This window comes from Dolichospermum circinale AWQC131C (assembly GCF_000426905.1).
GTDB classification, from domain to species: Bacteria; Cyanobacteriota; Cyanobacteriia; order Cyanobacteriales; family Nostocaceae; genus Dolichospermum; species Dolichospermum circinale.
Genome location: NZ_KE384594.1, coordinates 27529 through 38802, shown reverse-complemented (window position 1 = coordinate 38802; position 11274 = coordinate 27529). Strand labels below are relative to the sequence as shown.

The 11274-nt window shown below is 37.2% G+C and carries 12 protein-coding genes and 1 pseudogene; 9 read left to right on the top strand and 4 right to left on the bottom strand.

The window, feature by feature from the left end; genetic code table 11:
- A pseudogene (locus ACIR131C_RS26565) lies at positions 1–151 on the bottom strand (Uma2 family endonuclease); the annotation flags it as partial.
- Between the two features lie 130 nt (positions 152–281).
- Positions 282–1397, bottom strand: a complete 1116-nt coding sequence (locus tag ACIR131C_RS0104280) for an ABC transporter permease (RefSeq protein ID WP_028089199.1) — start codon at positions 1395–1397, stop codon at positions 282–284.
- Between the two features lie 96 nt (positions 1398–1493).
- Between ACIR131C_RS0104280 and ACIR131C_RS0104275 the strand changes: the two genes are divergently transcribed.
- Both ACIR131C_RS0104275 and ACIR131C_RS0104270 read left to right on the top strand, forming a co-directional pair.
- On the top strand, positions 1494–2651 hold the full coding sequence (locus tag ACIR131C_RS0104275) for an aminotransferase class V-fold PLP-dependent enzyme (RefSeq protein ID WP_028089198.1): 1158 nt from the start codon (positions 1494–1496) through the stop codon (positions 2649–2651).
- A 54-nt stretch (positions 2652–2705) separates the two neighbouring features.
- Positions 2706–3779 carry a hypothetical protein gene (locus ACIR131C_RS0104270; protein ID WP_028089197.1) on the top strand — a complete coding sequence of 358 codons (1074 nt, stop codon included), beginning with the start codon at positions 2706–2708 and terminating at the stop codon, positions 3777–3779.
- 163 nt (positions 3780–3942) lie between these two features.
- Here ACIR131C_RS0104270 and psbN read toward each other — a convergent pair whose 3' ends face one another.
- Positions 3943–4080 carry a photosystem II reaction center protein PsbN gene (gene psbN, locus ACIR131C_RS0104265; RefSeq protein ID WP_015083402.1) on the bottom strand — a complete coding sequence of 46 codons (138 nt, stop codon included), beginning with the start codon at positions 4078–4080 and terminating at the stop codon, positions 3943–3945.
- Positions 4081–4248: 168 nt separating this feature from the next.
- Here psbN and psbH point away from each other — a divergent pair, with 168 nt between their 5' ends.
- The 7 genes from psbH (at position 4249) to modB (ending at position 10118) form a co-directional block, all read left to right on the top strand.
- On the top strand, positions 4249–4452 hold the full coding sequence (gene psbH, locus ACIR131C_RS0104260; RefSeq protein ID WP_028083230.1) for a photosystem II reaction center phosphoprotein PsbH: 204 nt from the start codon (positions 4249–4251) through the stop codon (positions 4450–4452).
- 136 nt (positions 4453–4588) lie between these two features.
- On the top strand, positions 4589–4849 hold the full coding sequence (locus ACIR131C_RS0104255) for a TatA/E family twin arginine-targeting protein translocase (protein WP_028089196.1): 261 nt from the start codon (positions 4589–4591) through the stop codon (positions 4847–4849).
- Positions 4846–5490: an aminoacyl-tRNA hydrolase gene (pth, locus tag ACIR131C_RS0104250; RefSeq protein WP_028089195.1), complete on the top strand. Its 645-nt coding sequence runs from the start codon at positions 4846–4848 to the stop codon at positions 5488–5490. The genes ACIR131C_RS0104255 and pth overlap by 4 nt, the downstream gene beginning before the upstream one ends.
- Positions 5491–5726: 236 nt before the next feature.
- Positions 5727–6146: a BlaI/MecI/CopY family transcriptional regulator gene (locus ACIR131C_RS0104245; RefSeq protein ID WP_028089194.1), complete on the top strand. Its 420-nt coding sequence runs from the start codon at positions 5727–5729 to the stop codon at positions 6144–6146.
- Positions 6147–6148: 2 nt separating this feature from the next.
- Positions 6149–6982, top strand: coding sequence for a M56 family metallopeptidase (locus tag ACIR131C_RS0104240; protein WP_028089193.1), 834 nt, complete (start codon positions 6149–6151; stop codon positions 6980–6982).
- 328 nt (positions 6983–7310) lie between these two features.
- On the top strand, positions 7311–8108 hold the full coding sequence (gene modA, locus ACIR131C_RS0104235) for a molybdate ABC transporter substrate-binding protein (RefSeq protein ID WP_035371500.1): 798 nt from the start codon (positions 7311–7313) through the stop codon (positions 8106–8108).
- A gap of 213 nt (positions 8109–8321) precedes the next feature.
- Entirely contained in the window at positions 8322–10118 is a 1797-nt protein-coding gene (modB, locus tag ACIR131C_RS0104230) for a molybdate ABC transporter permease subunit (protein ID WP_028089191.1), read from the top strand.
- 175 nt (positions 10119–10293) lie between these two features.
- On the opposite strand, the gene ACIR131C_RS0104220 is transcribed toward modB, so the two are convergent.
- Complete coding sequence (locus ACIR131C_RS0104220) at positions 10294–10896, bottom strand: hypothetical protein (RefSeq protein WP_028089190.1); 603 nt, start codon at positions 10894–10896, stop codon at positions 10294–10296.
- Positions 10897–11274 lie beyond the last annotated feature (378 nt).

Here is an 11274-nt window from a genome sequence, read left to right as displayed (position 1 = left end):
ATAACCATTTGAGACATTTGATTAAGAGCATAATTTGCTCTAGATGTAGTTCTGTTTCCACGGGAGGTTCATCACTATATAAATCACTGGGGGGAAAAATCACATCTTGAGAGATGTTTTTTTGAAGTTCTAATTCTTGAGTAATCATCATGATGTGATACCAAGTAGTTACCCTTCTATTATATCATTGCCTAGGTTGGATTGGTTCCCCAACATTATTAAACCTGATGATTAAAGATTGTGTTGGGTTGCGCTGTCGCTTAACCCAACCTACCTTTCTACTACCTTTCTACACTACGAGGATCAAGTGCATCTCGCAAACCATCACCTAAAACATTGAAAGATAAAACAGTGATAATAATTAAGATTGCTGGTGGTAAAATCAGCCAAGGTTGTAATACTAAAATAGAAGCATTACTAGCTAAAGAAAGCATATTTCCCCAAGAAGGATCTGGTTGTTGAATCCCCAAGCCAATCAAACTTAATACGGCTTCTGCACCAATAAAACTAGGAATTGTCAAAGTAGCAGAAATAATAATATAAGTAGCAGTTTGCGGCAAAACATGACGAATGATAATATAAATTGGATTACCACCCATTACCTTAGCAGCTTGCACAAATTCGAGTTCTTTGATTGATAATACCTGTCCGCGAATTATTCTGGCTAAACCAGCCCAGCTAATTACAGAAGTGATCAAGATAATTAATAAAAATCGCTGAGTGCTGGTTAATTTTGGACTCAGAATACTTGATAGTGCTACTAATAAATAAATACTGGGAAAGGTCATCAAAACTTCTGCTAAACGCATGATTATACTATCAATTAAACCACCAAAATAGCCAGAAATACCACCAATAAACAACGCCAATGGATAGGTGACAATGATACCGAAAATGCCAATAAACATACTAATACGACCACCATGTAACAAGCGACTAAACTGGTCTCGTCCTTGTTCGTCTGTTCCCAAAATATTAAATTTTGCGTCACCAATAACGCCAAACAAATGCCAATTTAAGGAAATTCCAGGAATAATTGTGATCTCTTGCCATTTTGGCGGTAGGGAAATACTCAATTTGAATAATTGGTATTCTGGTCCAGCAACAAATAAGCGTAATGGAGAAGGCTTTGTTTTGTCTACAACGATTTTTCTCTCTCCAGTTTCTAAATTAGTATCACCTTGTATTGTAGGATATATATGAGGTCCAATGAATTGCTCCGACTTAGATAGCCAATGAATGGGAGTAGGTGGGAGTAATGAACCATTGGCTTGTGAATCATAAGGGTTATAAGGAGCGATAAAATCAGCCGCAATCACTGCTAAATAGAAACATAATAGGACAATTGCCCCAGATCGTGCTAGAGGATTTTTGTTGAGTCGTTGCCACCAATTCATAGTTTTTGATGTAAAATTTGATGTTGATTGATGCCGATTATTTATTGATTAAAGTATATATCAATAAATTAGACAAAAAACTACAACTCTATATTTATGAACAATTTGCATCTCCACCGCGCCCAATTTCCCGCTTTAAGTAATAAAATTTATTTTAATTACGGAGGACAAGGACCTATGCCCCAAGGGGCTATGGATACTATTTCTCAATCTCAGACACATATTCAAAGTATCGGTCCTTTTGGCAGTGAAGCGTATAGTTGGATATCACCGCAAATACAAGCCAGCCGAGAAGCGATCGCATCTTTATTAAATGTGCCAAGTGACACAATTACTCTCACAGGTAATGTTACCGTCGGTTGTAACATTGCCATGTGGGGTATTGATTGGCACGCTGGTGATCATCTATTGCTTTCGGACTGTGAACACCCTGGAGTCATAGCTACGGCTAGGGAAATTGCCCGTAGATTTGCGGTGGAAGTTACTACCTGTCCCTTAATGGCTACTTTAAACGCAGGAGATCCTACCAGTATTATTGCTGATAATCTCCGTCCCCATACCCGCTTAGTAGTATTGAGTCATGTTTTGTGGAATACTGGTCAAGTTCTACCTATTGACAAAATTGTAGAAGTATGTAAAAGCAATAAATCCCTGTTATTGATAGACGCAGCCCAATCCGTGGGTGTTCTTCCCTTGGATTTAACCGCATTGGGTGTGGATTTTTACGCATTTACTGGTCATAAATGGTTATGCGGTCCTGCTGGTGTGGGTGGTTTATATGTCGGTCCCGAAGCAAGATCAAGCTTACATCCTACTTTTATTGGTTTAAATGGAGTTATTACAAATAGTCAAGCACAACCAACTGGTTGGCAACCGGATGGGCGCAGATATGAGGTTTCTACTTTATCAACTTCATTATATGTGGGTTTAAAAGCAGCAATAACAATTCATGAACAGTGGGGAACAGCAGAGGAAAGATATGAGAGAATTTGCCAAAATAGTCAATATCTTTGGCAAAAATTAAACTCTTTATCTGATGTCAAATGTTTAAAAAATTCCCCTCCAGAAAGTGGATTAGTTTCCTTTCAATTAACTAATCAACCTAGTTTAAAATTGGTGCAATATCTAGAATCACAAAAGATTTTAACTAGAACAATTGCTAATCCTAATTGTATTCGTGTGAGTGTTCATTACCTAACATTAGAATCAGAAATTGATCAATTAATAACAGTGATCTCCAGTAGGTTGGGTTGAGGCTTTGGGAAACCCAACTGACACAAATTCTTGTTACCTTTTACCTTTCAAATCATGGAACGACCAATTATATATATAGCCATTACTAATCATGGTTTTGGTCATGCTACCCGCACAGCTTCTATAGCTAATACCATTCAAAAATTATGCCCGGAAGCGTTATTGATTTTGGTAACTACTGCACCGCGTTGGTTACTAGAATCCTATATAGAAGGTGATTTTATTTTACGTCAACGGGCGTTTGATTTAGGTGTGATTCAAATTGATAGTTTGATCATGGATAAACCAGCGACTTTAGAAAAATTGCGAGAAATCAAGAAAAATCACAAATCTTTAATCGCTTCAGAAGTTAATTTTATTCGTCAAAATCGTGTTAATTTGATTTTAGCAGATATTCCTTTTCTGGCTGCTGGATTTGCAGAAGCTGCGAATATTCCTTGCTGGATGATTGGTAACTTTGGTTGGGATTTAATTTATCGAGACTGGGGGGGAGAATTTACAGAAATTGCTGATTGGATTAGTAATTGGTACGCAAAATCTAACCGGTTATTTCGTCTTCCTTTCCATGAATCTATGTCAGCTTTTCCCCATATTACCGACGTAGGTTTAACAGGTGGTTCTCCCCGTTTTTCTATTGATGAATTACGTAGCAATTGGGGAATAAATACACCTTCAGAAAAAACGATTTTACTAACATTTGGCGGTTATGGTGTGCAACAAATTCCCTATACTAATGTTAGCAAATTTCCTGATTGGCAATTTATTACCTTTGATTTTTTAGCCCCAGATTTACTGAACTTAATTAAAGTTACAAATCGTCAATATCGTCCTGTAGATTTTATGCCAATTTGTGGGAGAATTATCTCTAAACCTGGTTATGGGACATTTTCAGAAGCGACGCTTTTAGATGTACCAGTAGTAACTATACCCCGTGATGATTTTGCAGAAGCAGCTTTTATGTTAGCAGGAATTACTAATTATAATCATCATCAAATTATCACTGGATCGGAATTTTTTCAAGGTGATTGGGATTTTCTATATCAGTTACCCCAACCACCAAAACAAACACAAGTAATAAATAAAGATGGTAATGAAACAATAGCTAAAGCTGTGATAGATTATTTTTAAGTATTTAGATTCCCGACTTCTGCTATAGAAACTGGACTTTGTTATAAACATCTCCAGAAAATAGTTATCACACAGCATATAGCGGCCTAGTTTTTACTCAAGTATCAAATAATTGAGGATTTTCGGTGGGTATTACCCACCATTATGTTAAATTAGCAACTCATTAATCTTCGTGATCATCAAAGGGATCATCTAATTCCTGACTTGGGGGTCCAAAGGATGTGTAAATTGCCATACCAGTGATAGCCACTAGTGCCGCACAAAAGGAAATCCCCAGCACTGTAGCGGGTTCTAAGTCCATAAATTTAGTTACATATTATGAGATCAATATTTATAGAATATTACAAAATTTAACTTAAATAACCTAACGCACTCCTCAATTTTGAGGTTTTGCCAATTTCATCTATAATGTCTTTATCAAATGCCAATAAAATTAAAAAAAGCTTTTGCTACTGATCTTAGGTGAATTATGGCACAACGGACTAGATTAGGGGATGTTCTCAGACCCTTAAATGCTGAGTATGGTAAAGTATCCCCAGGTTGGGGAACGACACCTTTAATGGCTGTGTTTATGGGTTTATTTTTCGTATTTCTGCTCATTATCCTCCAAGTCTACAACAAGTCTCTGCTAATTCAAGATGTACTTGTTGATTGGCGTAGTTTAGGGGGCTAATAGTCATCCAGTTATGAAGCTAAAATGACAATCTACCCGGCTTGTCCGGGTTTTTGTTATTCATAAAAAATCCTGGAAAATAGCGATAAAATTAAACTATATAACAAGAAGCCTTCTAGGTTTACAGGAGCGGAAGATGAATATATTTGGTATCGGTTTACCAGAAATGGCAGTAATTATGGTGGTAGCACTACTGATATTTGGTCCTAAGAAGTTACCAGAAATTGGCCGCAGTTTAGGGAAAACCATTCGCAGTTTCCAAGAAGCTTCTAATGAATTTCAAACCGAGTTCAAACGGGAAACCGAACAATTGAAAGAAACTGTACAAACAACCGCTGAACTAGAGCCTAAACACATTGAAGCCGGAAAACGCCAGCAGGAAAATATACAAGGATGAAGGAGGGAGAAGCAAAACAACCGACTTTAGTAATTCCCCAGCTAATTGTCGGACTGGGAAACCCAGAGCCTAAATATGACCAAACTCGCCATAATATTGGTTTTGCAGCTATAGATAGTTTAGCACGTGCTTGGCAAATTTCTGTAGCTGAAAATCGCAAATTTCAGGGCGAGTTTGGTGAAGGTACTGCACCAGGTAGCGTTAAAATCCGCTTACTTAAACCCTTGACCTATATGAATCGTTCAGGACAGGCTATACAAGCGGTAACGAATTGGTATAAATTACCCCCTGAATCCGTGTTAATCATTTATGATGATTTAGATTTACCCCTGGGAAAAACTCGTTTACGCTTGTCTGGTTCTGCGGGTGGACATAATGGTATGAAAAGCATTATTTCCCATTTGAATACTCAAAATTTCCCCCGGTTGCGAATTGGTATAGGTAAACCGAAAGGTGCTATAGATGGGGATAAGTCTGATACTGTTGCTCACGTTTTAGGACGATTTTCTGCTGGTGAAAATAAAGTTATGTCTCAAGTTTTAAACTTTGTCGTTGATTGTGTAGAATTTAGTTTTAAACAAGGTGTAGAAAAGACAATGAATCTTTGCAATACTCAGAATTTTCAAGGTATTGAATCTTGAGTAAAATGTAGTATCCCCGACTTCTAGTATTAATTTATCACTTATTAATATCAGCAGTTTCCGATATGATCAGCTACAGATATTAATTAGTAATAAAAATCTTGTGGTGCGGGAATCTTACCCACCAACAGTGTATCTCACCAGTAATACGCTGTAAAAGAAATTCAATCAACTACGGGTTGAAAAAATTAAAGATCAAAAATGTAAAAATAGAAAAAACATCCAAAATTATCAACATGACTCCCTTACCCGATTATCGTCCCAAACAATTATCAGTAGGTCCACTAGAAGCAGAAATTCTCAGTATCGTGTGGGAACTAGGTTCAGCAACAGTTAAAGATGTACATGATCGCATTCTAGCAGATCCAGATCGTGAATTAGCTTATACTTCAGTCACCACAGTTCTCCGTCGTCTCACGGAAAAAGGCTGGTTAGCTTGTGATAAAGAAGGGAAAGCCTTTTATTGGCGGCCATTGTTAACTAAACAACAAGCAGAAGTGATTAAAGCCCATGATCAATTACAGCGATTTTTAGCAGTAGGAAATCCTGATATAATTGCCGCATTTGCTGATAGTCTAGATCAAGCTGCGACTGATCAAATAGAAGCGATCGCAAAACGCATTCAAGCCGCACGGGAAGCCAGAGGAGAAAAATAAATATGCATTTATTTATGATTATTACCGCTCTTGCTGTTGCTTACTGGTTAAGATCCTCTGGTAATATACCCCAAGGCAATTGGCATTTACGATGGCAAAAAACCCTATTTTTATTCCTCTTTCCTCCTTTACTGATCTTCATGACAGTTACCGCTGTAGTCTGCATGGGTACACAGGGGAAAATGGGTGGAATGTATACCAATCCTTTTAGTTATATCCTAGCATTAATTTCTCTGGGATTTTTTAACATCTTAGGTCTTAAACTTGTTTTAGGTGGCTGGAAGGCGATTAAATCCGCTCGTGAATGTCCCCAAGTGAATCTAAATGGTAAACCGGTCCGAATCCTACAAACAGGGGCTTTATTTGCTGGACAAATTGGTTTTTGGCAACCGGAGTTAGTCGTCAGTGAAGGATTACTAGAAACCCTTTCCCCAATCCATCTAGAAAGCGTCTTAGCCCACGAACAAGGGCATTATCAATATAGGGATACGTTCTGGTTCTTTTGGTTGGGTTGGATGCGTTCCTGTACCGCATGGTTGCCCAATACAGAACCTTTATGGCAAGAGTTGTTAGTTTTACGTGAGTTACGGGCTGATAGTTACGCTGCATCTCAGGTAGATCCGTTGGTATTGGCAGAATCATTGTTATTAGTCGTGAGTAATAACCCAATCACGTCCGATGTCTGCTGTGCTGCGTTGGGTGCTTGCGATCGCTTAGAACAAAGAATAGAAGCCTTATTAATACCACCTGAACCAACAGTGGAAACGCAATTGCAATCTTGGCATATTTTTCTCCTAGCTTTTCTTCCCTTAATTACAGTCGTATTTCATACCTAATTTATCTTGAGTTTTATACACACAAGCACATCAAATTGTCAATACCAACTTAACAGGTAGAGATTAATTCTGAAAAAGTTGGTATTTTTCAGCTTGGTAATTGTGCTATGTATCTTGATATCTTAATATTTAAGTAAGTAAATGGAAAAAACCGACACCAGTAACGAAAAGTAAAGTTGGCCAAAACCTCTTCCCAGTTAAGAGTTCCCTTGTCATAACGACAATTTTTGACGCTAACCGACTTAGTTAAAAATAAATTGGTAAATTTACCAATTATCTTGGTAGATACTATGATAATCTTGGTAAAAGTATATCGGGTATCAATTTCATGAGCAAAAAAACAAAGCTAATAGTCTTACTTGCTACAGCTTTATCTACTCTATTACTGACAATTGGCTTACCAAGTGTAATTTCTCACCCAGTTGTCGCACAATCTAATCCCAAGTTACTCGTATCTGCGGCCGCTAGTTTAAAAGAAGTGCTGGAAGAAATTAAACCTCTTTACCAACAAAGTAAGGGCAACATCAATATTAGTTATAATTTCGGATCTTCCGGGGCATTACAGCAACAAATAGAACAAGGTGCGCCCACGGATATTTTCATATCTGCTGCGAAAAAACAAGTAGATGCTTTAGAACAAAAAGGACTTGTAGTTACTGGTACAAGGAATATCATCGCTAAAAATCGGCTAGTTTTGGTAGTACCTAAAAATGTTGTTGGTATCACTAGTTTCTACAATCTTAAAGATAGCAACGTCAAAAAAATCGCCATAGGTGAACCGAGAAGCGTACCCGCAGGAGAATACGGACAACAAGTATTAGAAAAGTTAAAAATCTGGTCAGGAATTAAATCAAAACTGGTATTTGCTAATAACGTGCGTCAAGTTTTAGCATCTGTAGAAAGTGGTAATGCTGATGCGGGTTTAGTATATAAAACTGATGCCAAAATCTCTAATCAGGTAAAAATTGTAGTTGCAGCAGATGAAAAATACCACTCTGCCATTATTTACCCATTAGTAGTTATTAAACGCAGTAAAAATGTTGATGCTGCTAAAGAATTTTCCCAATTTTTATCTAGTGATCAATCTAAAGCTGTATTGAAGAAATATGGGTTTATTCTACCTTGACAGAAGTGAAATTTTAGATCCCAAACTTTTGTCCAGAAATCATAATTGATTGAGATTAAATAAAAAATTTAGGGATCTTACTCACAATTTATTAAACTACCTAAACCCTTAAATTTTAATATTCTTTAATCATTGAGAAATACAGGAATACAGAAGGGTTTTAAATAAAAATAAAAGTAAAAATAAAAATTTATACCGTTGATCTAAAAAACTATGCCACAGGACTTATCACCACTTTGGATATCGTTAAAAACGGCTTTACTCGCAACCTTTATCACCTTCTTTTTAGGTATATCTGCTGCTTATTGGATGTTAGGATATCGCGGTAAAGGCAAATCTTTAATTGAGGGTATATTTGTTGCACCGTTGATTTTACCACCTACAGTAGTTGGGTTTTTACTGCTGATATTCTTTGGTAAGAACGGTCCAGTTGGTAAACTTTTAGAACCCTATGATACCACAATTGTTTTTACTTGGTATGGTGCTGCCATCGCCGCTACAGTAGTTTCATTCCCATTAATGTATAAAACTGCACTCGGAGCTTTTAGTCAAATTGATGCTAATCTTCTGCGAGTAGCGAGAACCTTGGGTGCTAAAGAATTGACAATTTTTTGGCGCATTAGTTTACCCTTAGCATTTCCAGGCATTGTAGCTGCCACAACCTTAGCTTTTGCGCGGGCTTTGGGTGAATTTGGGGCAACTTTAATGTTAGCAGGTAATATTCCTGGACAAACACAAACGATGCCCATGGCCATATATTTTGCAGTAGAATCTGGGGCAATAAATGAAGCTTGGTTTTGGTCAATTACCATGATGATCATTTCCCTTTCAGGTATTACTCTAGGTAATTTTTGGCAAGAATTTCAGGATAAACACAAACTCACGAAATCACCAATAAAACCGATAGAATTAGAAAATAAATCCTCTTCTTTATTAGTTGATTCCTCCCTAGCTAGTTTGTTTTTAAATATCGAAAAAAGACTAGATAATTTTCATCTAAAAATTGCCTTTAATACTCATAATCAACCACTAGGATTGTTGGGAGGTTCTGGCGCAGGGAAAAGCATGATTTTACGTTGTCTAGCAGGCATAGAAACACCCACAAGAGGACAAATTATTTTAAATAATAGAGTATTATTTGACTCAGAAAATAACATTAATATTCCCATTTATCAACGACGGATTGGGTTTTTATTCCAAAATTATGCCTTGTTCCCACATCTTACTGTAGCCCAAAATATCGCCTTTGGTATACCAAAATATATAGATACTAAAACAGAGGTAGAAAAGCAATTAATAGCCATGAAATTACAAGGATTTGGAAACCGCTATCCCCACCAACTTTCGGGGGGACAACAACAACGAGTAGCATTAGCTAGGGCTTTAGCAAGCAAGCCAGAAGCCTTACTTTTAGATGAGCCATTTTCTGCCCTTGATACCCATTTACGCAGTCAATTAGAACAACAAGTGACAGAAATCCTGGCTGATTATTCTGGTGTAACTTTGTTTGTTACTCATAATATGGAGGAAGCTTATCGTTTATGTCCCCATTTGTTAGTATTAGAACAAGGAAAAGCCGCTCATTATGGTTCTAAATATGAGATTTTTCAACATCCTGCGAGTGTAAATGTTGCTCAACTTACAGGTTGTAAAAACTTTTCTCGTGCTAATATTTTATCACCTCAAAAAATAGAAGCAATTGATTGGGGTTGTACTCTTGAAGTTAGAGAAAATATTCCTTCAGAATTGTCTTATGTTGGTATTCGCGCTCATCATTTGATTTTTACAAAAGATCCTCAGCAAGTAAATACATTTCCTTGTTATTTAGTTCGTACCAGTGAAACACCTCACAGAATGACAGTATTCCTTAAATTACATTCTGTTGGTAATCATGCCAATGATTATCATTTACAAGGGGAAATTTATAAAGAAAAATGGGTAAATATTCAAGAACAATCTTTTCCCTGGTATGTGCATTTAGAACCTTCTCGGTTACTTTTAATGGAGTAAATAGTCTGTAGCTATTCTTGACTACAGGGAAATGGCCTTTTTTACCAGCAGGGGGGTTATTTGCAATAATTTCATGGATTTTGCAACCAAAATTCATTGGATAAAGGTTGATCAAAATCATCACTTATGACCATTGCACCCGCTACTTCCTGACCCAACAACCCCAAGGCCTACCTCACCCATTCTGGGACATCCAAATCAGAAAGCTCAAAATTTGATCAACTGGTGGTACTGGATAATCATTCAAGTCAATGGTTACTGTTTGTCCTTCTAGTTGGAGAAACCGCCAAACCGTACCACTTGTCACCGTTCCGTAAATTGTGGAAATCGGCTGCTGCTTCTGTTGATTAAAGCGTTGTGCTGCTACCATTTCGGCTAAACATTGTCCCAGTCCTGGTTTTAGGTCTTCTTTTTTCGCTTCCACCAAAACCACTGCCGGGGCTTTAATATACAATTGCTCTGGAGAGCGACTAATCAGAAAATCAACATAACCCATCAAATCAACCTCTGGCTGCACGTTGAACTCTTCACCGGAAAAGACACTAATTTGTCCATGAAGCTGACGTTTGACTTCTAGTAAAACGGGATTGATAATGCCTTCAGAACGCGCTTTTTCACTACCTACTGCAACTGCCCAAGGTATGGTTTCTTTCAATGTATCTTTGAGCAAAGAACTCGGATTAAATGGGGAAATCTCTGGTAGAAAGCGATCGCCTTCAACAATTGTCAGTTGAAAATCATCTACAGCTTTACTCAAAGTAAATTTACTATAAGGCATAAAAGTTTTCTCGATAATTGGTAATATAAAGATATTTTACCGAAAAGCGATCGCCTTGATAATGGGAAATTGAGGGCTTGACACTGCCCTAGACATCGCTGACAAAATTTTGAGTATTTTAGCTGATTGACAAAAGCTATTTTATAGGAAGTGCGATCGCATTTCCTACATCTCTAAAATGCGATCGCCTGTTTAGAGATAGCTTACATTATTATCTAAATATAAAACCAGCGGACTATCTGCTACTGCCAAGAGGTATTATTTTAAATAAGTTGTACAACTTACCTTTTCTTGACTATAACTAATTTTATTTAGGGTTTTCTCATAAATGGGAGAGACTGAAATATACAGCGTTTTCCGCTCTGATGAGGTACAAAT

Excerpts from the sequence above, each read along its gene's own strand:
- ACIR131C_RS0104280 (WP_028089199.1), bottom strand. The coding sequence starts at position 1,397 with ATGAATTGGTGGCAACGACTCAACAAAAATCCTCTAGCACGATCTGGG.
- ACIR131C_RS0104275 (WP_028089198.1), top strand. The coding sequence starts at position 1,494 with ATGAACAATTTGCATCTCCACCGCGCCCAATTTCCCGCTTTAAGTAAT.
- ACIR131C_RS0104270 (WP_028089197.1), top strand. The coding sequence starts at position 2,706 with ATGGAACGACCAATTATATATATAGCCATTACTAATCATGGTTTTGGT.
- psbN (WP_015083402.1), bottom strand. The coding sequence starts at position 4,080 with ATGGACTTAGAACCCGCTACAGTGCTGGGGATTTCCTTTTGTGCGGCA.
- psbH (WP_028083230.1), top strand. The coding sequence starts at position 4,249 with ATGGCACAACGGACTAGATTAGGGGATGTTCTCAGACCCTTAAATGCT.
- ACIR131C_RS0104255 (WP_028089196.1), top strand. The coding sequence starts at position 4,589 with ATGAATATATTTGGTATCGGTTTACCAGAAATGGCAGTAATTATGGTG.
- pth (WP_028089195.1), top strand. The coding sequence starts at position 4,846 with ATGAAGGAGGGAGAAGCAAAACAACCGACTTTAGTAATTCCCCAGCTA.
- ACIR131C_RS0104245 (WP_028089194.1), top strand. The coding sequence starts at position 5,727 with ATGACTCCCTTACCCGATTATCGTCCCAAACAATTATCAGTAGGTCCA.
- ACIR131C_RS0104240 (WP_028089193.1), top strand. The coding sequence starts at position 6,149 with ATGCATTTATTTATGATTATTACCGCTCTTGCTGTTGCTTACTGGTTA.
- modA (WP_035371500.1), top strand. The coding sequence starts at position 7,311 with ATGAGCAAAAAAACAAAGCTAATAGTCTTACTTGCTACAGCTTTATCT.
- modB (WP_028089191.1), top strand. The coding sequence starts at position 8,322 with ATGCCACAGGACTTATCACCACTTTGGATATCGTTAAAAACGGCTTTA.
- ACIR131C_RS0104220 (WP_028089190.1), bottom strand. The coding sequence starts at position 10,896 with ATGCCTTATAGTAAATTTACTTTGAGTAAAGCTGTAGATGATTTTCAA.